Origin of the sequence: Streptosporangium sp. LJ11 (genome assembly GCF_051918945.1) — a bacterium.
Lineage (GTDB): Bacteria > Actinomycetota > Actinomycetes > Streptosporangiales > Streptosporangiaceae > Streptosporangium.
Genome location: NZ_JBPXMB010000018.1, coordinates 116,469 through 139,005 on the forward strand (window position 1 = coordinate 116,469; position 22,537 = coordinate 139,005).

The 22,537-nt window shown below is 67.1% G+C and carries 22 protein-coding genes and 2 pseudogenes; 9 read left to right on the plus strand and 15 right to left on the minus strand.

Annotation, left to right across the window (positions count from 1 at the left end; translation table 11 throughout):
- Positions 1–228: 228 nt before the first annotated feature.
- The 7 genes and pseudogenes from ACTOQ3_RS25890 to ACTOQ3_RS25920 form a co-directional block, all read right to left on the minus strand.
- The gene (locus tag ACTOQ3_RS25890; protein WP_440085946.1) at positions 229–1,569 is read right to left on the minus strand and encodes an aspartyl protease family protein; all 1,341 of its coding nucleotides are present in this window, start codon (positions 1,567–1,569) and stop codon (positions 229–231) included.
- Positions 1,570–2,650: 1,081 nt separating this feature from the next.
- A complete protein-coding gene (locus ACTOQ3_RS25895; RefSeq protein WP_440086066.1) occupies positions 2,651–3,160 on the minus strand; it encodes a transposase in 510 nt (169 codons plus the stop codon).
- Positions 3,161–3,450: 290 nt separating this feature from the next.
- Complete coding sequence (locus ACTOQ3_RS25900; protein WP_440086067.1) at positions 3,451–4,527, minus strand: extracellular solute-binding protein; 1,077 nt, start codon at positions 4,525–4,527, stop codon at positions 3,451–3,453.
- Between the two features lie 9 nt (positions 4,528–4,536).
- The gene (locus ACTOQ3_RS25905) at positions 4,537–4,770 is read right to left on the minus strand and encodes a hypothetical protein (RefSeq protein ID WP_440085947.1); all 234 of its coding nucleotides are present in this window, start codon (positions 4,768–4,770) and stop codon (positions 4,537–4,539) included.
- A 97-nt stretch (positions 4,771–4,867) separates the two neighbouring features.
- On the minus strand, positions 4,868–6,967 hold the full coding sequence (locus ACTOQ3_RS25910) for a beta-galactosidase (RefSeq protein WP_440085949.1): 2,100 nt from the start codon (positions 6,965–6,967) through the stop codon (positions 4,868–4,870).
- A gap of 134 nt (positions 6,968–7,101) precedes the next feature.
- Positions 7,102–8,148 (minus strand): LacI family DNA-binding transcriptional regulator, encoded by a 1,047-nt coding sequence (locus tag ACTOQ3_RS25915; protein WP_440085951.1) that lies wholly within the window; start codon positions 8,146–8,148, stop codon positions 7,102–7,104.
- A gap of 261 nt (positions 8,149–8,409) precedes the next feature.
- Positions 8,410–8,814 (minus strand): annotated as a pseudogene (locus ACTOQ3_RS25920) (transposase); the annotation flags it as partial.
- Positions 8,815–9,171: 357 nt separating this feature from the next.
- Here ACTOQ3_RS25920 and ACTOQ3_RS25925 point away from each other — a divergent pair.
- On the plus strand, positions 9,172–9,519 hold the full coding sequence (locus ACTOQ3_RS25925; RefSeq protein WP_440085953.1) for a hypothetical protein: 348 nt from the start codon (positions 9,172–9,174) through the stop codon (positions 9,517–9,519).
- Positions 9,520–9,793: 274 nt separating this feature from the next.
- Here the strand turns inward: ACTOQ3_RS25925 and ACTOQ3_RS25930 are convergent, their stop codons facing one another.
- From ACTOQ3_RS25930 to ACTOQ3_RS25940, 3 genes are all read right to left on the minus strand, one after another.
- Positions 9,794–10,756 (minus strand): lysostaphin resistance A-like protein, encoded by a 963-nt coding sequence (locus tag ACTOQ3_RS25930; RefSeq protein WP_440085954.1) that lies wholly within the window; start codon positions 10,754–10,756, stop codon positions 9,794–9,796.
- Between the two features lie 286 nt (positions 10,757–11,042).
- The gene (locus ACTOQ3_RS25935) at positions 11,043–11,912 is read right to left on the minus strand and encodes a lysostaphin resistance A-like protein (RefSeq protein WP_440085955.1); all 870 of its coding nucleotides are present in this window, start codon (positions 11,910–11,912) and stop codon (positions 11,043–11,045) included.
- 447 nt (positions 11,913–12,359) lie between these two features.
- On the minus strand, positions 12,360–12,923 hold the full coding sequence (locus ACTOQ3_RS25940; RefSeq protein WP_440085956.1) for a hydrolase: 564 nt from the start codon (positions 12,921–12,923) through the stop codon (positions 12,360–12,362).
- Positions 12,924–13,222: 299 nt separating this feature from the next.
- Here ACTOQ3_RS25940 and ACTOQ3_RS25945 point away from each other — a divergent pair, with 299 nt between their 5' ends.
- Positions 13,223–13,501: a LysR family transcriptional regulator gene (locus ACTOQ3_RS25945; protein WP_440086068.1), complete on the plus strand. Its 279-nt coding sequence runs from the start codon at positions 13,223–13,225 to the stop codon at positions 13,499–13,501.
- A 43-nt stretch (positions 13,502–13,544) separates the two neighbouring features.
- On the opposite strand, the gene ACTOQ3_RS25950 is transcribed toward ACTOQ3_RS25945, so the two are convergent.
- Complete coding sequence (locus ACTOQ3_RS25950; protein ID WP_440085957.1) at positions 13,545–14,510, minus strand: alpha/beta hydrolase family protein; 966 nt, start codon at positions 14,508–14,510, stop codon at positions 13,545–13,547.
- Positions 14,511–14,625: 115 nt separating this feature from the next.
- Here ACTOQ3_RS25950 and ACTOQ3_RS25955 point away from each other — a divergent pair, with 115 nt between their 5' ends.
- Entirely contained in the window at positions 14,626–15,273 is a 648-nt protein-coding gene (locus ACTOQ3_RS25955; RefSeq protein WP_440085958.1) for a TetR/AcrR family transcriptional regulator, read from the plus strand.
- A gap of 231 nt (positions 15,274–15,504) precedes the next feature.
- Here ACTOQ3_RS25955 and ACTOQ3_RS25960 read toward each other — a convergent pair whose 3' ends face one another.
- From ACTOQ3_RS25960 to ACTOQ3_RS25975, 4 genes are all read right to left on the minus strand, one after another.
- Positions 15,505–16,263, minus strand: coding sequence for a MerR family transcriptional regulator (locus ACTOQ3_RS25960; protein WP_440085959.1), 759 nt, complete (start codon positions 16,261–16,263; stop codon positions 15,505–15,507).
- Between the two features lie 270 nt (positions 16,264–16,533).
- The gene (locus ACTOQ3_RS25965) at positions 16,534–17,112 is read right to left on the minus strand and encodes a low temperature requirement protein A (protein WP_440085960.1); all 579 of its coding nucleotides are present in this window, start codon (positions 17,110–17,112) and stop codon (positions 16,534–16,536) included.
- 120 nt (positions 17,113–17,232) lie between these two features.
- Positions 17,233–17,853, minus strand: a complete 621-nt coding sequence (locus ACTOQ3_RS25970) for a GNAT family N-acetyltransferase (protein ID WP_440085962.1) — start codon at positions 17,851–17,853, stop codon at positions 17,233–17,235.
- Positions 17,850–18,350, minus strand: a complete 501-nt coding sequence (locus ACTOQ3_RS25975; protein WP_440085963.1) for a MarR family winged helix-turn-helix transcriptional regulator — start codon at positions 18,348–18,350, stop codon at positions 17,850–17,852. Before ACTOQ3_RS25975 ends, ACTOQ3_RS25970 begins: the two co-directional genes overlap by 4 nt.
- Positions 18,351–18,447: 97 nt before the next feature.
- Here ACTOQ3_RS25975 and ACTOQ3_RS25980 point away from each other — a divergent pair, with 97 nt between their 5' ends.
- The 6 genes and pseudogenes from ACTOQ3_RS25980 to ACTOQ3_RS26005 all read left to right on the plus strand — a co-directional run bounded on the left by ACTOQ3_RS25980 (position 18,448) and on the right by ACTOQ3_RS26005 (position 22,530).
- On the plus strand, positions 18,448–19,518 hold the full coding sequence (locus ACTOQ3_RS25980) for an LLM class flavin-dependent oxidoreductase (RefSeq protein ID WP_440085964.1): 1,071 nt from the start codon (positions 18,448–18,450) through the stop codon (positions 19,516–19,518).
- On the plus strand, positions 19,515–20,183 hold the full coding sequence (locus ACTOQ3_RS25985) for an NADPH-dependent F420 reductase (RefSeq protein ID WP_362864075.1): 669 nt from the start codon (positions 19,515–19,517) through the stop codon (positions 20,181–20,183). Before ACTOQ3_RS25980 ends, ACTOQ3_RS25985 begins: the two co-directional genes overlap by 4 nt.
- Before the next feature lie 267 nt (positions 20,184–20,450).
- Positions 20,451–20,723, plus strand: a pseudogene (locus tag ACTOQ3_RS25990) (alpha/beta hydrolase); the annotation flags it as partial.
- A gap of 58 nt (positions 20,724–20,781) precedes the next feature.
- Positions 20,782–21,609 carry an alpha/beta fold hydrolase gene (locus ACTOQ3_RS25995; protein WP_440085965.1) on the plus strand — a complete coding sequence of 276 codons (828 nt, stop codon included), beginning with the start codon at positions 20,782–20,784 and terminating at the stop codon, positions 21,607–21,609.
- A gap of 8 nt (positions 21,610–21,617) precedes the next feature.
- A complete protein-coding gene (locus tag ACTOQ3_RS26000; RefSeq protein WP_440085967.1) occupies positions 21,618–21,758 on the plus strand; it encodes a hypothetical protein in 141 nt (46 codons plus the stop codon).
- A 286-nt stretch (positions 21,759–22,044) separates the two neighbouring features.
- The gene (locus ACTOQ3_RS26005) at positions 22,045–22,530 is read left to right on the plus strand and encodes a hypothetical protein (protein ID WP_440085969.1); all 486 of its coding nucleotides are present in this window, start codon (positions 22,045–22,047) and stop codon (positions 22,528–22,530) included.
- Positions 22,531–22,537: the final 7 nt, after the last annotated feature.

The following is a 22,537-nucleotide window of genomic DNA, read 5'->3' on the forward strand; positions in this document are numbered from 1 at the left end:
GCCGACCAACCGATGTCCGTCGCCCTGAGATGCCGACCAACCGGCGCCGTGAACGCGCCCGGATCCGCAGCGAGAGGGCATCCACCGAGGCGAACGCCCTCTCACATCCGAGCCTGGCCGCCGACTCGGCCGACGTTTCCGCTCACAGCACCGGCGAACGCCCTGTCATCCGAGGTGACGGGCTCCTTTACGGGTCCGGCTCCCGCGACGCCCCTGCGGTCGCGATGGTCAGGCGGCCTGCCCGCGGGCGACGTAGAGCTTCATGTCGGTGAAGTCGAGGGTGATGGTGTTGGGCTTGTGGAAGCTGTGGAAGAAGACGGCCGGCACGTTGAACCCGTCGGGGGCGAGCGGCGCGTCCGGGTTCGTGAAGCAGTAGATGTCGTCGGCGGCGACGTCGCCGAGGCGCATCTCCTTCGGGTAGCAGGGGTAGGCGACGGCCGGGTGACTGCCGGCAAACGTCTCGACCGGGCGGTCGCGGTCGACGCGGACCTGCAACTGCTTGGCCGTTTCCTTTTTCACGATTCCGGCGACCTCGCTGTGTCCGCCGAAGAGCACGCCCACCACCCCTGTGCCGGAGCCGGCGGCACCGGCGATGCTGCCCCTGCTGTGGAGCCCGTGCTCGCGGGCCATCCACATCGGCAAGGGATCGGCACCTGCCTGTTTGGCGGCGGCGCGCGCCTTACCGGCCGTTTCGGGGGTCCGACGCCGCAGAATCAGCTGCCGGCCCGCGTAGTCGAAGGTGGTCAGCAGGTGGTAGAAGACCCACATGCCGATCATGCCGTCGTTGTCGGTGCTGACATCTCCGCCCGACTCCGTCGTCGACCAGCTCACGGGGACGTTGCGCAGTTCGATGCCGCCCAGCCTGAACGAGTCCAGAACCCCGTGGTGTGCCCATACGACGCCGTCCAGGAAATCCATCTTCTCGCTGACGACGGGGCTCAGACCGGCCTCCTTGGCCACCTTCGCCGACACCTGCAGCGACGGGGCGCCGGTGTAGAACGTGAAGCGCTTCGTCGATCCGCCGTTGATCGAGGCCTCCACCAGCGGCTCCGGGTCCATCTGCTTCCAGGGCAGCTGCGCGGTGCCGCCGTGGACCTGGTACGGCTTGCCGGAGAACGCCGCGAACCATTTGGCGTAGGTCTCCTCGCCGGCGACTCGCCAGTGCGGTGCCGAAAGGGAGAGCTTGTCCTGCCGGATGTAGCAGTCGGCCAGGAGCCGGTTGGCCTGCTTGTCTCCGGGTGCCAGCTCGACGGCCATCTTGAGATACCTCTCGGCGTCGGGGAACCGGTTTGCCAGCAGCCCCACGTAGCCGCGCTGGCGAGCCGCGTGCACGTTCCCGGGGTCCTTTCTCAGGATCTCCTCGTACGCGCGACCGGCCTGCTCGAACCTCCCGGCCTTGAACAACGCGTCCGCGTCACCGCCACCGGCTTTGAACAACCCGTCCGTGTCACCGACGCCGGCCACCGCCGTGGCCGCCTTGTCGAGCAGCGGCACCGTCGCGGCCGCACCGGCCAGCACGGCGGCACCCCGCAACAGCGAACGCCGGTCCCATTGCCTGTCATCAGTCATGCCTTCTCCTATTCTTGATCATCTTCGCCGTGACGTTCCGCCCGGCGGACGGGCACAGCGGCTCCGGCCGGTCCACCTCGCCCTACTTGACCCGGCCGGTTCGGCTCGCCCCGCTTGACGAGGACGACGCCGAGTCGCCGGGCCCACCCGGGCCGCACCGCATCGGCCCCATCCAGGCGACCCTGGATCGGTGGCCGCGCTCCGGGCCGGGACCGCCTGGACGGCCGATCCGTCCGGCTTCGACCAGCCAACCGGTACGGCCACCGTGCCGCGGTCCGCCTCCGGCTCGCCCGGACATACGGCCTGCTCGGAGGCTTGCCCGGACGTCCGGCGCCCGGACATACGGCCTGCCCGGGCACGGCGTCCCGCCCACGTTCTCGTCCGCGGTGAACAGTTCGGGTCAAGACCGGCTCAAGGCCCTCCCCACGGCCTGGTCGTTTCTGATCGACAACACTCACGACACGCCGCCGGGTCTCGCCGCACCCTCGATGACCGGCCCGCGGCTCGCCCGTCGACGCCACCCACTGTCTCCGAGCCGTGTCCACGCCCCGTCCGTGCCGTGTCATGGTCGTGTCACGGCCGCGTCGGCGGCCGTCGAGAGACCACGGGATGCCGCAGCCGACGCGCACACCCGGCACCGATCATGGTCGGTGACGAACGAGCCAGGCCCCCTTTCACCGTCGAGGCCGGAAAGCGCGCCGCGCTCTTCTCGGCTTCACAGAAGCGGCAGCCGTACAGGTGCAGGCGATCGATACCGATTGATCTCCAGGTCTCTGACCCTTCGCAGAATTCACGTTCCTGTACGACCAGGGCCGCCGCCGCACAGCATTCCTCGCCCGTGGTGAGATACGGCGTGGCCTTTCGTTGAACCGGCGTCGAGCGACTCTCTCGAGATTGGCTTTGAGCCAAGATGAACTGAGTACCCTGATCCGGGAGGGTGCATGATCGTATTCGCGTGTACGGGCTGTGATGCCTCGCTGACCTTGCCCGTGTCGCGGGTCGTGCTCCCCGCTCACGCCCATCAGAGGTACGGCAACGAACTCCTGCCCGTGCTCATGGAGCCTGGGACTTAGACCGTGTCCTATGTGGTGAGTCGGACGAGCCGCTTGTAGCAGCACAGAGCAGCAGCGAGGCCGAGAAGGGCCGGATAGTTGCCGGAGTAGCGTTCGTAGCGGATGGTGAGTCGTCGATAGCCGGTCAGCCAGGACATGGTCCGTTCGATCACCCAGCGATGCCGGCCTAATCGCTGGCCGGACTCGATGCCCTTGCGTGCGATACGGACGGCGATGCGCTTGCCGCGCAGCCATCGGCGCAGGTCATCGCGGTCATAGGCCTTGTCCGCGTGGAGCTTGCCAGGCTTGATGGGACGGCCCTGACGAGGGTCGCTACAACGCCGGGAACGGCGTAGGGGACGAAGAACAGGAGTCGCAGGGCTTTGGGTGCTCGGATGCGGCTGCTGTCGAGGGCGAGGGCGAAGAACAGGGCCAGACCGAGCATGATCGGCACTTGGATGACCAGGAAGATGGCCATCCGTCCGAGTCCACCGAGGAACGACGGGTCGGTGAAGGCACGTAGATAGTTGGCGAGCCAGGCGAACTCCTCACCGCCGACCAGCTGAGTGCGGAAGAAGCTCAGGTACGCCGAGTAGGCCAACGGCACGATGAGCATCGCCGTGAAGATGATGAGGAACGGCAGGACGAGGATGTAGGCGGCGCGGTGCTGCCTGCGGGTCGTCGTCGCGTGGGCGTTCCGTCGCGGTGCCGTGCCGGCGCTGACGGTCATATGGGCTCCTGTTCCCGAGGCTCTCGAGTGGCGAGTCGGGTGCTCGCTCCGATCTGGTGGGGCGACGCCGGGAGGTGCGTCGCCCCCCTTCCAGGGCGCTCACTGCTGGACGGTGAAGCCCTGCTGCTTGGCGTAGCCGACGAGCTTGTCCTGCCACTGATCAGCCGCTGCCGACAGGTCGCCCTTGTTCGTCATGGCGTTGCCGACCGTGGTGTTGAACTCGCTGTAGGCGTAATCCATGAACGGCAGCCACTGGACCTTCGTGTTGACCGTCGGGGATATCTGCGCGAACAGTTCGTTGACCTTCTGCCCGCCGAAGAAGTCAGAGGTCGCGTCGGTGAACGACGCGTCGCTGAGCATGGAGTTCATCGTCGGGAACAGGTTCTGCCGCTCGTTCAGCATCTTGGTCGAGGTCGGGTCGGTATTGATGAACTTCGCCAGCTCGTAGGCGGCGATGGAGTTCTTCGTGGTCGACAGGACCGCGTTGGTGGAACCGCCCCAGTTGCCGGAGGCGTTGTCGCCGGAGTTCCACTGGAGCAGCGGGGCGGCGGACCACTTGCCGGCGGTCTCCTTGACGGTGCCCTGGAGGAACAGCGGGCCCCAGGCCGCGGTCAGCCATCCGGCATACTTGTCGTTGGAGAACCCCTGGTACCACTGGTCGTTGAAGTCCGGGTCGGTGGAGACCAGATCCTGCTGGATGAGGTTCTGCCAGTAGCTGTAGACCTTCTTGGCCTCGACGCTGTTGACGTCGATGGTCACGGTCTTCTTGCCGTCGAAGCCGAACGGCTGGGCCCCGGCCTGCCACAGCAGTCCAACCATGCCAGAGGGCTCGTTGGAGGCGATGTCGCTGATGTAGGAGCCGGTCTTTTCCTTGACGATCTTCGCGTCGGCCGCGTATTCATCCCACGTCTTCGGCGAGGAAGTGATGCCGACCTTCTTCATGATGTCCGAGCGGTAGAGGTTGCCCATCGGCCCGGCGTCCTGCGGCACCGCGTAGACACTGCCGTCCAGGGAGATCTGGTTCCAGATCCACTCGGGGTAGTTGCTCTTCAGGTCGCCGGCGCCGTAGGGCGTCAGGTTCAGCAGTGACTTGGTGATCGTGAAGGACGGGATGTACTGGTACTCGACCTGCGCCACGTCGGGAGCGCCGTTTCCGGACTTCAGCGCGGTGCGCAGCTTCTGGTACTAGTCCAGGCCCTGGCCGACGTTCTCGATGTTGATCTTGATCTTCGGGTACTTCTGCTCGAACGGCTTGACCTCGTCGTCGACGTTCGACACCCAGGTCCAGAAGGTGAGCGTCGTCGGTGTGTTCATCGCCTTGTCGATCTCGGCCTGGCTGGCCTTGCGGCTGCTGGGAGCAGGACTGCCGCCGTTGTCCGAGGAAGAGCAGCCGGCGAGGGCCAGCGCGGTAACCGCCACGCTCGCTGCGAATGCCGTTGCTCGCTTTGTCGCTTTCAGTATTTGTGTTCTTCTTCTCGTGGGTGATGGTGTCGGAGCTTCGTTGACCTGGGCGGACTCAGCCGTCGAGCAGGATCCGCGTGGACCATGCGGGGATGGAGAGGGCGGCCCCGGCCTCGTGGGCGGTGCCGGCCACCGGGTCGGTGGTGGGCCGGAGGATCGTGACGGAGGTCTCGTCCCAGCTCCAGTTGAAAAGGAACCAGGCACGTCTGCCGTCCGGAAGGGTCCCCGACGAGATCGTGACGGGCAGTGCGCGCGACGGGGCGAGCTCGTCGGCGACCGCCGCCGGTAGCGCCCAGGCGATCACTGCCGCAGACAGGGTCGGGTCCGGGACGGTTCCGACCGTGGTGATGCGACCAGACCCGTGGGCTCGTGTCACTGCGGCAGGGAAGGCGCCGAAGCGCGGGTGGATGTATTCGGCGATCGGTTCGGCCTCCTCCGGGATGAGGCCGTCGATCCAGCAGGTGGCCGCCGCGGTCGCGGGGGAAGAAAAATCACCGCGGCCGGTGACCGGGATCGGCTCATCGATGTTGGAGAATTCCTCGTAGTGCACTCCGGCGGGCTCTCGCAGGACCGCGGGGGCAACATCGACGCGCGCGCGGGCCTCGTGGTCGCCGTAGCCGGTGCGGATGCCGATGATGAGGTGCCCGCCGGCTGCCGCATAGTCGCGCAGCAGTTCAAGCTCGCGGTCGGCCGCCACATAGAAGGCGGGTGCGATCAGCACCGGGTAACGCTTCGCCAGCTCGGCTGCACCGAGTTCGACGGCCTGCTGGGCGTGCAGGATGCGCGCCTGCGCGCCCGCATCGATGACGCCGCGGTGGAAGGCGTCGAAGATGCGCTCGTAGGATGCCGGGTCGGGGCGGCCGGCCACGCTCAGCGGCGGGAAGAACTGGAATGCCCACCGCGTGTCGTTCGACCACAGCAATGCCACGTCACCGTCGGGCTCGAAACCGTCCAGAGCGTCGCCGATCTTCTCGAGCGCGGCACCGATGGCGGACACTTCCTGGTACACACGACCCGGCTGCAAGGAGTGCGGGAGCACACCACCCCAGTAGGTCTCCGTCCCGTAGGGAATGGTGTGCCAATGCCAGTATTCGATCATGGCGGCGCCGCGGCTGATGAGGGCGAAGGCCGCCTGCTGCAGCTGACCAGGCCACGGGGGCAGGTTGTTGGCGCTGCCGTCGATGCTCTGCGCGTTCGTCTCGGTGACCAGGAAGCGTTCCTGCCGCGAGGAGAACAGGCGGTCGGCCTGCCGGAACAAGCCGGCGACGCCCGTGGTGGTCCATTCCGTCTGCGGGGCCAGTTCCTTGGTCACATCCAGGTGGTCCTGCATGGAGTAGTAGGGGTTGCCGGCGGTCACACTGAGCGCTGCGGAGAGCTTCAGGTCGTCGTGCGCCTTGCGCGGGTAGTTGATGCAGGTGGTCACGAACTGGTCCTCGTGCGCGTACTCACGCACAATGTCGGACTGCCACGAGATGAACTCGGTGGTCAGTTCCGACTGGTACCGCCGCCAGGCCAGGTCGTACTGCGGCAGGCTGTTGCCGTCGGGGCGCCACAGCTCGGACCAGTCGGCGATCCGGTGGGACCAGTACGTCAGGCCCCACTCCCGGTTGAGCGTGTCCACATCGCCGTACTGCACCTTCAGCCGGCGCACGAAGCGGATGAACGCCCCGCGGTTGTGAAACAGCTCCAGGCCCGGCTCATTGTCGACCTGGTAGCCGATGACGCTCGGGTGGTCGGCGTAGCGGCCCACCACCTTGCGGATCACTCGCTCCGCGTGGAACAGGAACGCCGGATGCGAGTAGTCGACCTCTTGACGGGCCCCCCAAGGAATCGAATTCCCTGTCGCTCGCTCGGCGGCGATCTCGGGGTAGGCCTGCTGAAGCCACGGCGGCACGGCGTAGGTGGGCGTGCCCAGGATGACCTTGATGCCGCGTTCATAGGCACTGTCCAGCACCGGTAGCAGCCACTCCAGCTCGAAGCGCCCTTCTTCCGGCTCCCAGCTCGACCAGACCGACTCGCCCACCCGGATCACTGTGAACCCGGCCTGCTTCATCAGGTCCAGGTCCTGCTTGACCCGGTCGCTGAGGTGGTACTCGGCGTAGTACGCGGCGCCGAAGAGAACACCGGTCGGCCGATAGGGCGACACAAGACTCACGCAAGGACTCCGTTGTTTGTTGAAGAAGATGCCCGGCGGCACCTCTCACTGGCGGCTGACGGGCACGCTACCTCTAATTCGTTACCGGTAACAATATTGCGCGACAGATTCGTTATCGGTAACGAATTGAGGGTCTAGCCTCTCCGAACCGGGCCACTGGAGGCGCGTTCGACCAGCTCAGCGGTCATGATTCCGGGCGGTAACGAACGCCCCTCGATCTGGGCGATGAGGCGGAGGAACGCATCACGGCCTTGCTCCTCAAAGTCCAGGCGGACCGTCGTCAGCGGCGGAGAGAGATACGCGGCCTCAGGGATGTCGTCAAAGCCGGTGATAGAGACATCCCCGGGGACGTGTAAGCCCATAGAGGACAGGGCGAGGATCGCCCCCAGGGCCATTTGGTCGTTGGCGGCAACCACAGCGGTGACGCCGAGCCTCGATGGAATCTTCAGTGCCGCCTCATAGCCGCTGGCCGCCGACCAGTCACCGTAGGCGGTACCGAGCGACGTGATTCCGTACCGACGCAGCGAACGCTCGTACGCCAGCTCACGGTTGCGGGCGGCCACCCAGGTACGGGGGCCGGCGATGTGGAAGAAACAGCGATGGCCGATTCTGACAAGATGGTCGACGACCTGATCCAGTCCTCGCGCGTTGCGTTGAGCCGGGTGCTCCCCCATGGCGTCGTCCTCTTCGGCACCGATGAAGGCCGGGACGCGGAAGTCGGCGTGGGCGAACGCGGCGATCATCTCGTCGGTGGAGGCCAACGCAAGTATTCCCGCGATGTCTTCCCCATTGACCTGACGGATCGCCTCGTCGATGGCGGACCGATCGCTGACATCCAGAGTGATGATGTCCAACAGGTAGCCCGCCTGACGGGCCTCGGCACCAGCCCCCTGGAGGATTCGACCGGGGCCGACCTGGCCGATTTCCTGGGTGAGGATCGCGATCCGGTGCGACTTGTTGGTGGCCAGCCAGCGAGCAGCCAAGTTAGGGCGATACCCAAGTTCCTCGAGCGCCTGCAGAACGCGCTCACGGTTCTTCGGACGAACCCCCTCACCTTTCATCAGACGGCTCACGGTCTGATGCGAAACGCCAGCAACCTTGGCAACGTCGTAGATCGTCGGGGAACGCCCATCGCTCGCTCTCGCCGTCGACGCGCCCAACTTGGCGCTCTCGCTGCTCATCCCGACCTCCAGTTTGGTCCGCTCACAGTAGGCCGCCCAACATCGACCCAGGCGGTGAAAAGACGACGCCAGCGGGCCTCGGGGACTCACGCCCGCGGTGCGCGGCGAAAGGCTTCAGCTCACCTAGCCCGCAGAGCAGTGCCTGCACTATCGTAAAATGCAAACGTTACCGCTCACGTTTCGTGTGGCAGCGTCCTCCGACAGGTCACGTCCAGCGGAGTGGTGTATGAGTTGATCTCCGCTTGATCCTATTTCTGCAGGTTAAGCGGTAAGTGTCTGCGGGATGAGGTTCTGCTGCGGTGTGTCGCCGCAGATCACCCGTAGTCGGGCCTTGGCCAGCACATCCAGGCCCATGTAGCGGCGGGCCTCGATCCACTCGTCGGTCTGCTCGGCCAACACCGCACCGACAAGCCGGACGATCGAGCCGCGATCGGGGAAGATCCCGACGACGTCGGTGCGGCGGCGGATCTCTTTGTTCAGCCGTTCCTGCGGATTGTTCGACCAGATCTGCGGCCAGATCTCCCGGGGGAAGGCGGCGAAGGCCAGCAAGTCCTCGCGTGCGGCGTCCAGATGCTCGGCCGCGGCCGGATGGCTGCTCTCCAGCGCCTGCAGCACCCAGGTGTGCCGGGCCCAGGCCGCCGCGGCGTCGGGCTCGGCGAAGATGGAGGGCGGTTACATCGTCTGGGCTCTGTCGGTTCCCACCGGACGAGCGTCCGAGCCGCCGAGGTCGCCGACGTCCAAGCCGCCATCTCCATGCTGGCCGACTGGTATACCCCGAGTTCGGTGGAGTCGGCTTGGTTGACTTTCATACCGTCCGGTCGTTCGAGGAGAGCATCCGTGTGCGGCTTGCAGCAGCGCCACGTCTAAACCCCGGCCGCCTCGCTCGAAAGGCGGATATTAAGATCACAGAAGTGAGTTATTCTCACTGACAGCATATGCAGATCTACTGACACCTCATGCAGAATGCGCAGGTGAGTAGCACTGACATCTCGCTGCAGATTTGCACATCCCTTGACCGATCCGGTGGCTGTCTGGAGGGACTGGACCGCCGTGCTCGGCGAGACCGGGGAAACCTCCGGGCGGCTGCTGCGCCGCATCGACCGCCACGGCAACCTCGGTCCCCGCCTCGGCGCCGACGCCGTTAACGTCATCGTCCGCGACCTCGCCGTCCGCGCCGCCGTCCCCGGCGCGGACACCTTCACCGCGCACAGCCTGCGCGCCGGCGGCGCCACCGTCGCCTACGCCGCGGGCGTCCCCGTCTCCGTCATCGCCAAGCATGGCCGCTGGGCTCCGGCCTCCCCGGTCGTGCTGCGCTACATCCGCGCCGTCGACCGCTGGCGCGACAACGCCATGCGAGGCGTCGGCCTGTAGCCACCAGAACGAAGGCGAGACTCGAACCCAACGCACGGATGGCGATCACGCAGATTCCGCACCCTCCACCACTTTGCTGTAGCGAGCCGATGCCCAATGCCTCTCTCCGCCGGACCACAAGAGGGGCACCTTGTCGGCAGAAAAATAGCCGTTTACTTGCGCGATCAACCACCCGGAGGCCAAGTACTTCTCCGTATGACTTCTGGGGCCTCGTGAACGCGGGTGCCGCCCGCGCGGCCCCGGTACGGGACGCGCGACCGGAGCTCGAGTGCTCTCAGCGGTTCCCAGGCGCCGTCGGCGCCGTCGAGTTCGAGCGCTTGGCGCGCTCCACGAGCCAGACCATGACGACGACCAGGACGTTCATCACCATGAGGATGATGATGGAGGCGCCGGGCCCGGAGCCGACGGCACGGTCGATCACCGACGGGCCGCCGCCTGCGAAGAGGCCATTCACGATGCCTGCGAGAACGTTATTGGAGACGTGGAATGCCATCGCGGCTTCCAGCCCGCCGCTGATCAGGCCCATGAGCGCTGTGCACGCAGAGAAGACGAACAGATAGCTGACGAGCCACGGGTCCAGGGACACGTGGACCACTGCGAAGAGCGCTCCGGAGACCATAATGCCGAACGCCATGGCGAGACGGACGCTACGGAACCAGGCGCCGGCGGCGGGGATGGCCGCTCCTCGGAAGGCTATCTCCTCACCTGCCGACTGCAGAGGGATGGCGAGAAGAGTGGCGATGAGGATGGCGACGGTGGATGCCCCGATCTTGAATTCCCCCATCCCGGTAGACCCCGGCTCGATGAGTGCCGTCACGATGGTTGTAAGACCGACCAGGCCCGCAGATCCGAGGAGATAGACCCCGGCGCGGCGCCGGTCGAAGGTGCGGGTGTGACGGAACACCGCCCGCCACGGCACCTTCGCCATCTTCGAGACCAGTATCGTCGCGAGCAACGCGGTGATGGCGGTGCTGAGGCCCGTGGCGACGATCGTGAGCGGTGTGAGTGCAGGCTTGTTCGGGTCTGCCGGGCCTTCGATCAGGACGACCGGTTGGAACACGATGATCTGGACCAGGAGCAGCATCGCCGGTATCGCGATCAGGACGACCAGGGACTTCCAGCGCGCCATCCGGAAGTGGACGCCGAACGGACGTTCGGGCAGTGTCCCAGGCAGTGCGACGGCTGCGTCGCCGGCGTGAAGAGGAGCGGTGTAGCCCTGCTCTGCGGGCCCCGTCACTGTTCGGCTCCCGACCAGCGCGATCCGCTGTCGCAGCCCGTGACGACTGGTGCCTGCCCCGCTGCAGCCTGGCTGATGGGTGCCGCGGGGTCGGGTCGGGGATCCGCGCTCTGGGGCCCACAGGGCTCTGGTGTGCGCACGATGAACAACCTTTCTTGAGGAGGGGTCGATTGATCCGCTCTTGAGTAGAAAATCTGCCGTAGAGGCAAACACAAACGGTCAACGGTGTGGCCGCAGGAAATACTGAGCCGCTCACTACCGCGACCCCCGGAGCATCCGGGAATCTCTAGACAGTCGAGGTCTGCGCAGGAGCCCCTGCCGCCCTCGGCGTCAGAACCGTCCCTGGGCGTCGAGCACGGATCGCCACGACGATGACGGTGCCAATGACGAGCGGAACAGGGATGAGGACGCTCAGGTCGATCGCGCCGGCGGAGCGGTCGGTAGCCACGGTCGGGTCCACCTGGAGCGCGGCGTCGATGACGAACTGCGTAGCGTTGTACACCGCATGGAGCACGACGGCGATCTCGAGCCCGCCGGTACGCCAGGTGATCCACGCGGTGCCGACCGCGAAGACGATGTACCAGAGGTTCAGCAACCCGCTCGTGGAGAAGTGGACCAATGCGAAGAGCACGCTCGAGATGATGATGGCGAGCACGAGCCCGAGGCGGGCATTGCGCGTCCAGCTGCCCACGACGCGGAAGATGAGACCGCGGAAGCCGTACTCCTCGCCCGCGGCCTGGAACGGCGTCAGGACGAGTGCGGTGGCGGCGAGAAGCAGGGTGTCGTGCCATGCCCAGGTCGTCTGCGGCAACGGCGTCCAGTAATACACGATCTGGAACACGACAATCACCGGAAGGAGGACCACGAGGGCGCGGCCGAAGACGTCGAAGCGGAAGTGCGACAGCACCGAGGACAGCGACCCGCCGCGCACGCCGTAGAGCCAGCGCTGGATCAGCATGCTCCACGGGATCAGGAGGGCTACGGACAACGCCCCCGCGGCGTTGACGAGCGGGGTGTACCCCTCCCTGGCCTCGGTGCCGATCGCCGAATCGATGAGGGTGGCGATGATGGCGAGCGCAAAGACGAAGATCTGCATGCCCCCGAGGAGGAGGGCGATGGCGAGGATGCCTCGCCCGATACGGCGTTTGTCGCTCACGAGCCCACGGTGGTACTCGACAGACGTGATGGGGTGTTCCATCATGTTCTCTCTGTTCTTAATGGGTAGACGTTCTTAACGGGTGGACGCGAGGTCGGTATGGCGTGAGTCGTCAGACGCCGATGCCGTCGAGGAGCCAGTTGCATCTGAGGCGGAGGACACGCTCCGAGGCCAGTCCCGCTCAGCGTCGCGCGCTCGATCCACACATCCCGGGGGCGGCACTGCCAATATCCGCGAGGATGGTGACACGCCCACCTTTCGTCGTTGTGAGTACTGGCTGCGATGCCGAGGCATCTCGGCACTTTCCCAGTTGAAACCGTGTCCTTGGGACCGGGTCAAGTCTGAGACTGGAGGCGGCCTGGCGCGCCACGAGCGCCGGAACCGCCTCCAGCTCAGCGACAGACCGGACTACGTGCCGGCACCGTCGGTGGTTGGCGTGGCCAGCAGCTACAGTTCCCACGCGAGCGCGACGCCGGTGGCGCCGCCGTGCTCGAAGAGGATCGGCCCGAGCTGGTTGGCCGTCTCCTCGCGTGCCCAGTCGCACTGCCACTCGCTGGACACGACCAGCCAGGTGACCGGGACGACGCCCGCGCGCTCCATACGGCGCACCGCCATGTCGTGCGCCTCGGCGCTGCCCCCGCCGCTGGCGTCCGTGACGACGAAGACGTCATACCCGTCGGCGAGCGCGTTAATGGCGGGCATGGCGACGCAGATCTCCGTCCACAACCCCGCGATGATCAGCTTCTTGCGCCCGGTCTCCTCCACGGCCTCGACCACCCGACGGTCCACCCAGGTGTTGATGGAGGTGCGGTTGATCGGCTTCTGGTCAGGGAAGACGTCCTGGATCGCCTGGATCAGGTGGCCACCCCGCTCCTCGATGACGGTGGTCAGGATGGTCGGCACGCCGAACACCTTGGCGAACTTGGCCAGGCCGACGGTGTTGTTGATGACGAGCGTCGGTTCGTGGCTGTGGAGGTTGGCGACCTGGAAGGGCTGGTGGTCGATGAGCACCAGGACGCTCTCCTCGGGGGTGAGCAGTGCGTCGAGTCCGACCTTTGGGGTACCGTCACGATGATTCCTTCTGTGTGATGGGGTCGATCGCCAAGAGGAAAGGGCAGGCTCAGAGCTGCCAGGCTGTGCGGGAGGCCGTCCGGTCACGCCGACCGGGACCGGTTCCGGGCATGCCGGACCGGCGTCGGCGGAGTGGGGCGGAGTCCCTCCCGTGGCGTGACCCGACGCTATGGCGGGCGTCCAAGACTTGTCCCGACGCCCGACGATAGGATCTGTCCATCGATATCGGCCCGCGCCTCCTGCGCTACTTCCTGGCCGTGGCCGAGGAGCTGCGCTTCGGCCGCGCGGCCATGCGGCTCTACATCTCCCAGCCGTCCCTGAGCCATCAGATCCGTAAGCTCGAGGAGATTCTCGGCACGCCGTTGTTCGTGCGCTCCAGCCGTCGGGTAGGGCTCACCGCTGCGGGGCGGACTCTGATCATCCTCGAACATATGCGCATTACCGCCATCCGCGCGCATCCGCCTCGGGGAACGGCGCCGCAGCGCGCGAGGGATGATGCGGCTCAGGTCAGTCGCTGACGACCCGGTCGGACTAATCGCGCTGGGGACTACGTGCCCGGGGCTACTTGCTGTCGATGCGGCCGAGTGCCGCACCGGTCTCAGCCAGCGCTGCGGTGGCCTTCGCCCATCCGGTACCGGCCGGGTCCAGCGCGCTGCGCAGGTAGGCGGTGGTCAGTCGCTGCAGGACCGCGACGCGCTCCGGGTTCTCGTCGGTGGTCTCGGCGGCTTCCCAGCTCGGGATGCCGCCCAGGGAGTGCTCGGCGCCGAACAGGGTCAGCAGGTCGGTGGCGCCCGGGCTGTGGGCGTAGGCGTCTGTGAACCAGTCCGGGCCGCGGCTGGACATCTTCGACTGGTCGTGGTCGCCGGCCACCACGAGCGTGGGCGTGGTCAGCTCGGTGAACGATGGGTTCATGAACGGGAAGTGCTCCTGGGCGAACGGGTGCAGCTCTTCGCCCCCGATCCCGGTCGCGGCCAGCAGCACGCCGGCCTGCACGCGCCGGTCCGCGTAGTCCTGGCCGGCCTTGCCCGTGCTGTCGAGGACGCGGGCGCCGAGCAGCATCTGCACGGTCTGGGCGCCCCAGGAGTGTCCGGCCGCGACGACCCGGTCCCGATCGACCCGCCCGGCAAGGCCTGGCACCGCACGTTCGATCGCCTCGAGCTGGTCCATGGCTCGCACGAGGTCGGCATGCCGCTCGGTCCAGACGTGGCCGAACCCGGGGTCGTCGAACCCGATGCCGTCGCGACGGGAGTCCAGGTGCGTCGGCTGGACGACGACGAACCCACGAGATGCCCAGAAGGCCGTCAGGGGTGCGTATCCGTCGAGCGACCACCCGTTGCCGTGCGAGAACAGCAGCACCGGCAGGTGCTGCCCGGTCACGGGGGCAGAGACGCGCACGTCGAGGGGGAGCGCTCGCCCTGGCGCGTCGAGACGCACCGGGGCGACCGAGACGACTGGGTCACCGGGGCCGACGACGGCGTCGAGCATATGGACGATCGGGGTGTCGGCCGTTGCGGGAGTACCACTCATGGGAGATCACTCGTCCTTTGCGTTCGGGGCCCCCGCCGAGGACAATTTAAGCGGAGCGCCGTTCCGAAACGATACGGAGCGGCGTTCCATTTCGCAAGTCTCGACGGAGGTTCCCATGACGACTCCCGGTCCCGCCGGCTCGACACCCCGCGCGAAGCGCGTCGATGCCAGGCGCAACGAACAGACCCTGTTGGAGGTCGCCGCCGCTGTTTTCGTGACGGACGGCGTGGACGCGCCTGTGCGGCTGATCGCCGAACGTGCGGGGGTGGGCATGGGGACGATCTACCGGCACTTCCCCACGCGTCCCGCATTGGTGGCGGCGGTGTATCAGCACCAAGTGGAAGCGCTGGCGGAAGCAGGCCCTTCACTCCTGCGCGAGTCCGGCGACCCCGGGGTCGCCCTCCAGCGATGGGCGGCCGGCTTCGTCGACTTCCTCGTGACCAAGCACGGGCTCGCCGGCGCTCTCGGGTCCGACAAGGAGGGCGTGAATACCCTGCATCAGTACTTCGTCGACCGGCTCGTCCCGGTCTGCGACGCCCTGCTTGACGCCGCACTCGAACCGGAGGCCACCGGGCGAGTGTCCGGGTACATGCTCATGCGCGGCATCGGCAACCTCTGCATCGGCGGCGGCAACGACCCCCACTACGACGCCGCCCGCCTGGCCGCCCTTCTGGTGACAGGGGTGCTCGCCGGGGCACGGCACGGCCGCGGCTCGGACACTATCGCTCCGGAAGACGACTCCAACCCGCCGCGCGACAAATAGTGACCCGAACACCGATCACGGACGTCGCACTCGATCCGGCGGCTGCACTATCGGTGAGTTGTCGGTTCGCTGATCGGAGAAACGGCGACGCCAGGGCCGGCCGTCCGCTCCAGCGTGCCAGTCGCCAGTGTTGCGATCGCTCTCCGGTGGTCAACGGCGGCTGCGCGGCCGCCGCTGTGGCAGCGCTGTGGTCGGCGAGCTCGCGGGCGGGCGCAGGCCCGACGGGAGGAGTCAAGCGGGATTTGTGTCGTCCTCGGCCGCCTGTGCGAGGCCCAATTGCTGGTGCGCGAGGATGCTGGCCCGGGTGAGCACGTCGATCTGTGCGGTGTTGTAGAGCGCGGTTACGGCGTCGACGAACGTCTGCTGAGTGGCGTGCTCACTCTTGGACAGGCGCTCGGCAGGGTTGTTCAGCCACGGATAGTCGATGAGGGTCTGGGCGATGAGCGGTGCAAGTCTCTCGGCGAGGCTCTGCCGGGTGGCCTCGTCCGCGTCCGGAGGAAGGGCGTCCACCTCCGCGTTGACGGGATCGGTGTCGGTTTCCGTCATGCGCTGCAGGTCTTTCAGAGTGTCGTCGTCATACAGCCGGGTGTAGATGTGGATGAGGGAGGTGTCGGCCGCGGACAGGTGCCCAGCGGCGGACTCGAAGCCCGCCGGGGTGTCAGCCGGCACGCCATCGCGCAGAATGACGGCGATGTCGGAGCGGGCCCTGCGCAGGCGCTCCATCTCGGCTGCGAGCTGGGCGTCGACCTGGCGCAACACCTCCAGGGGAACGTCCCCGTTCGACTTCGCCACGCCGATCTCGGACAGTGGCACCCCGAGCTCCACAAGGCGGCGGATGCGCAGCAGGCAGACAAGATGCGGTACGCCGTACTGCTTGTATCCGTTGTACCGGCGCTCCGGGTCCTCGAGCAGGCCGAGCCGGTGGTAGTGCCGGATGGTGTTCACCGTGGTGCCGGCGAGCTCGGCGAGTTCTCGGGTGCTCCAGGCCATGACTGTCCCTTCCTGGATCACATCGGACACGGATGCATGTCGTGGCCGACGCCTGGAGGTCCACGCGATGATCTCGATGCGGGTCCACGGGATTTGACGTGATCCCATCGTCGAGTCAAGTTCACAGGAGAGTTCTCGACACTGTGTTCCTATCGGTCCTCGCGGGCACGATAGCACAGCGGATGCGGTTGCGTCCACGGAGGTGGTGTGCGAGTTTTCCCAGGTGGCAGGCGTGGCGCCGTGAAATGAGGACGGCCGTCGCGTGATCCTTCAGGTTGCTAAACCAAGATCGAAGGAGCACAGAGCGATGGCCGTGAACAACAGTGTGGACCCCGCCGCGTGGCTGGCGGAGCAGATCCAGCCGCGCTCTTCCGCGAGAAGTACGGCCTGCCGGCGGGTGTCGACGGCGAGCTTGCCCAGCACAGTGGAGATGTGGTTGCGGACGGTACCGGGGGCGAGGGACAGGGGGCGGGCGATCTGTCCGATGGTCTCGCCGTGCCGGCCGGCGCGCAGTACGTCGAGCTCGCGGTCGGTCAGTGGTGAGCGTTCGTCGCTCAGCGCGTCGGCGGCGAGCACGAGCACGCCGACCATCGGGACGATGGTCGGCACCCGGTAGAGCCAGTCGTCGGTGTCGAAGGACGTGGCGAACCAGGTGAAGTTCATCCAGGCCCACCAGATCCCGAAGAACACCAGACCGTAGGTGACCAGGCCGTCGAGCACGTGCCCCTCGGTCAGGGCGTGGTGCAGCTGTACGGCAGCGATGCTCACTGCGACGACGAAGACGAGGTCGAAGAACAGCTCGAGCATGCTGGCCGACCGGCCCGGTTCGTGGGGGTCGCGGGCCGCCATCGGGATGAGGCGGAACCTGCTCGTCCGACGCCGGGGGTACGGGCATCGTCGCGGGGTCCTTCCTGTCGCAAGCGCGAGAGGCGTCGTGGCGGATGGCTCTGGTGCGCGCTCGTGCACGGTTCAGCGCAAAGCGCGGAGGTGCTCCCGGCCCACGGGGTCGGTGACCTCGTCGAAGTCGTGGTGCGTGGAGAGCCACTTCTTGACGTAGGGACAGACCGCCACGATGCGATATCCGGCTTGGGCGCTGGTGCTCAGTGCGGTGCGAGTGAGGGTGCCGGCGAGACCGCGGCCTTCGAATTCATCGAAGACCACCGTGTGGTAGAAGATGCGCTGCATCTCTCCGAAGTCCTTGTACATGGAGAACCCGGCGTGGGTGTCCTCGACGAGGACGTCGAAGCGACCCTTGTCGGGGTTGTCGCGGATGGTCACTTCTTGCTGGTTCTGATCGTTCATTGCTGTGGTCCTCTCGTTTTGGGAAGTGACGTATTTGGAGTACACCGTCGCGTTCGCGAAGTTCTCCACGTGAGTCACCGTCGCGCCGCTCGCCTCGGTCCACGAGTTCAGGTGGACGTCGTCGCGCATCTCCTTCAGATCGAGCGCGACGGTCTCGGTGTGGCCGTTCGGTATGACCCCGCCCTCCTCCACGACGAAGCTGCCCTGCGACGGCGAGTCGAAGGTGAATCTCACCTTCAGCCACCCCCTGTCGAATCTGCAGGTCTTGCCGACCATCTGCATGGTCATGGAGTTTTCTTCTCCTGATGCACGCGCTGCGGCTCGAGGTCGAGGTGTCGGCGTAGCGCCTCAGTGAACTCGTCGACCTTCACCAGCTGTTCCGGGGAGAGCGCGTCGACGAAGAGCTCGCGCACGTCACGCAGGTGCGGCACCGAGCCGTGCCGGAACGACTCCGCTCCGAAGTCGGTCAGCCGCACGTCGATGCCGTGGACGTCGTCGGGGCACGGGGCTCGGCGTACGAGCCCGCGCTTCTCCATCCGCCCCAGGTGGTGTGACAGGCGGCTGCGTTGCCAGCCGATCAGTTGGGCCAGTTCGGAGGAACGCATCGTCCTCCGATCCGCCTCGCTCAGTGCGAGCAGCACTCGATAGTCAGCGGAGGACAAGGATGACTTGCTCTGGAGCCGTCCCTCCAGGAGGGTGCGCAATGTTTCGGCGGTCTCGATGTAATTGCGCCAGATGCGCAGCTCCTCGCGCGTGGGCATCGCGCGGCGCTTCTTCTGCGCCATGGCACCTCCGGGAATTGACGCGTCAACTCTGCACGTTACAGGATTGACACGTCAATCCCAATCACGGTGAGACCCGGATCCCGCAAGGAGCGAACCCATGACCGACAGCACCGCCGTCCAGTTCGGTATCGACAGCTTCGGCGACCTACCTCGCGACGATCAGGGAAATGTCGTCTCCCATGGTCAGGCGATCCGCGCTGTCGTGGACGAGGCGGTGCTCGCCGACCAGGTCGGCGTGGATGTCATCGCCCTCGGTGAGCACCACCGCCCCGAGTACTCGATCTCCACTCCCGAGACGGTGCTGGCCGGCATCGCCACCAGGACCGAGCGCATCCTCCTCGCCTCGGGTGTGACAGTCCTGTCCTCCGACGACCCGGTGCGCGTCTTCCAGCGTTTCGCCACGGTCGACGCGCTCTCGAACGGGCGCGCCGAGGTGATCCTGGGCCGCGGGTCGTTCACCGAGTCGTTCCCGCTGTTCGGGTATGACCTGGCTGACTACGAGATCCTCTTCGAGGAGAAGATCGACCTGTTCCACAAGCTGCTGGACGAGGGACCGGTCACGTGGGAGGGCACCACGCGCGCTGCGCTCAAGGACGCCGACGTGTTCCCCAAGACGGAGTCCGGGCGGCTGACGACCTGGGTCGGTGTGGGCGGGTCGCCCCAGTCCGTCATCCGGACCGCGCGGTACGGGTTCCGGCTCATGCTCGCGATCATCGGCGGCGCGCCCGACCGGTTCGCCCCGTACGTCGACCTGTACCGGCGCGCCACGGAACAGCTGGAGACCACCGCCTACCCGGTCGGGATGCACTCGCCCGGCTTCGTTGCCCAGACCGACGAGGAGGCCAAGCGACTTTTCTGGCCTGGCTACAAGGAGGTACGCGACCGCATCGGCGCCCTGCGCGGCTGGCCCCCTGTGCGGCGTGAGGAGTTCGAGGCCGACGTCGAGCACGGCTCCCTCTACGTCGGTTCGCCCGAGACCGTCGCGCGCAGGATGGCCCGTGCCATCCGCACGCTCGACGTCGGGCGCTTCGACCTGATCTACTCCGCCGCCGGCTCCGTCTCGGCCAGCGACCGTCTGCGCGCCGTCGAACTGTACGGCACCAAGGTGATCCCAATGGTGCGCGAGCTGCTCGCCGAGGAGCCCAGCACGCTGGAGGTGGCCCGATGACGGTGCGCACGGCCGTACGCACCATCGGCGTCCTCGGGGCCGGCAAGGTGGGCACGGTCCTGGCCCGCCTCGCTCTCGCCGCCGGGTATCGAGTACTCGTCGCGGGGTCGGGGGACCCCGCGAAGATCGCCCTCACCATCGATGTCCTGACGCCCGGCGCCACCGCCGTCTGGTCCGTCGAAGCCGTACGGGACGCCGACGTCGTGATTCTCGCCCTCCCGCTCAGCAAGTATCGCGCGCTCCCGACCGACGAGCTGCGCCACAAGCTCGTCATCGACACCATGAACCACTGGTGGGAGGTCGACGGGCCCCGCGAGCGGTTCCTCGCGCCCGGCGTCTCCTCCAGCGAGGAGGTGCAGCGTTTCCTCGACGGTGCACGCGTCGTCAAGGCCTTCAACCACATGGGGTACCACGACCTGGAGGACGAGGGCCGGCCCGCCGGGGCACCGGGCCGCAAGGCGATCGCGGTCGCCGGTGACAGCGAGGCAGACGTTACCGAGGTCGCGGCGCTCGTCGATGACCTGGGCTTCGACCCCGTGCCTATCGGACCTCTCGCCGAGGGTGTCCGACTCGAGCCGGGCACCGCCGCCTTCGGCGCCAACGTCCAGGCCGCCGAGCTCCGACTTCTGACCCAGGCAGCCGTGCACAACCCGATCGTGGAGTGATCCAAGTGAGCAATCCAGAAGCGGCCTCGGAAGTGATGCGGTCCATGACACAGGTCGGAAACACCACCGGGGTCGAGGTGCTCTCGGCCCGCGACGTGCCCCTGGGCGGACCGCGGGCCTTGCAGGTGCGGCGCACGATTCCCCAGCGGGCTCGGACACTGATCGGCGCCTGGTGCTTCGCCGACCACTACGGACCGGTCGAGGTGCCGGCGGGCGGCATGGAGCCCGGGCGGCGACGTCGGGCGGGGCGCCCGGGACGGATGCGAGTTCTGGTCGGCGCCGCCGACTCTCGGCATTCCGTACGCCCAGAACATTCAAGGCCTTCCGAAGACGCTTGTCATCTCGATCACCGGTGACCCGACGACCCCGCACGCAGGCGGCGTCAAACTCGCCGAGACCCTCGGCAGCGCTTTGCTGACCGTGAAGGGTGAGGGGCACACGGTTGTCTCCAGCGGGGCCAACACGTGTGTCGACAAGATCGCCGCCGACTATCTGATCGATCTCAAGCTGCCGGAGCCGATGCCGGAATGTTCGGTCTGAGCCGGCGGAAAGGCGGTGTTGTGTTGATGACGAACTCAGGGTGGGCAGCATGCGACCGATGATTCTCGTTCACGGCGCGTGGCACGGCAGTTGGTGCTGGGCGTCGGTCACGCCCCACCTGGCCGCTCGTGGCATACCGTCGGTCGGGGTGGACCTCGCGGGGCACGGCTTGAACGGCCGGCCGCCGTTCGCCCGCTCGGCGCGGCCCTTCGATCCGGCGGCGCTGGCCACCGAGCTCTCGCCGGTCGCCGGCGTCAGCGTGCGCGATGCCGCCGAGGCGCTCGTCGACCGGATCCGGCTGGCCGGGAACGGCGAGCCCTGCGTCGTCGTCGCGCACAGCCTCGGTGGCGTGATCGCGACCGCCGCCGCCGAGCTCGCTCCCGAGTTGTTCGCCCACCTCGTCTATCTCAGCGCGTACGTCCCTGTCACCGCGTCCGTGGCCGAACTCGCCGCGAGTTACCACTCCTTTGACCGGGTGCTGGTCGCCGACCCCGCGGTGGTCGGCGCGCTGCGTCTCGACCCGGCGAACCCTGCCCTCCGGGATGAGATCCGGGAACTGTTCTACGGCGACGTCGACGTGTCGACGGCCGAGGCGGCCATCGCCTTGCTCAGCAACGACGCGCCCGCGCAGTTCGCCGCCGAGAAGGTGACGGTGACCCGGGAGCGCTTCGGCGCGGTCCCACACTCGTACATCGTTTGTGCCAAGGACAACGCGATCCCGGAGGTCCTGCAGCGCCGCCTGGTGCGGGTCATCGACGCCGCTTCCGTCGCGGCGACGGGGGTGGTAACGCTGGACAGCTCCCACTCCGCCTTCCTGTCCCGCCCGGCGGAGCTGGCCGGGATCCTCGCGGAGGCCGAACGGGGCGGGGGCTCTTGGAGCCGCTGAGGCCGACGATGACACCGGAGCCGCAGGTTCCGCTCGGACTGCGCTTTCTGGTGCTCGGCCCGGTGCGGGGTTTTCACGGCGAGACGGAGCTCGACCTCGGCCCGCCGCAGCAGCGGGCGCTGCTGGCATTACTGACCGGCAGCGGATGACGCCCGCTCGAGAAGTCCGCAACCGCCCTTGACCCGGTGCCACCTTGCGCGTCGGTGCGTACGCGCAGGGGTCGGTCATGCTTGACTGTGTCCCTGGAACATAGTTTTTGATGACCGGGTGTTCGACGAATGGCGGCGACGCCGAGCCATCCAGCGCCTCAAACTCGGGGACGGGCACGCGCTGAAGCGATTCCGTTGGTGGCAGCCTCTGTCCCGGTCCCTGTTCTATCTTCCCGCGGACGCCGGCGCGGGCCGGCCGGCGGAATACGCGGTCGATGTGAACCACATGAAGAGCAACGAGAACCTCGACACCGAAGCCCACCTGTATCGCGACGGCCGGCACTTCGAGCGGGCGAGGCTCCCTGCCGTCTTCCCGATCGAGGGCGGCGCGATCGAGGTGGAGACGTCGCCCTTCGGCCTCCGGCGGTGCCACTTCGTCGCCGACGACGGGACCGAGCAGCAGCTCGTGCCGGATCCGCGCTCGGCCGAGGGGCGCCGCGCCCGGCTCGACCGCGAGCGTCCGTTGCTCAGCCGCTGGATCGGCGTGATCTCCCTCGTCCTGATCCTCGTGCCGCTGATCCTCGGCCTTCCGCAGACCGTCGAGTCGATCTCCCGGTTCCCGCCGCTGGCCGAGCGGTTCGGTGTCTTCGAGTCGCCGATCGACGCGCCGGCCTGGCTCAACATCGCGCTCGTGATCAGCGCGACGGTGGGCAGCACCGAGCGTGCCCTGCGCCTGCGGTACAACCGGTGGCTGGACGCGGTGGCGGACTGACGGCGGG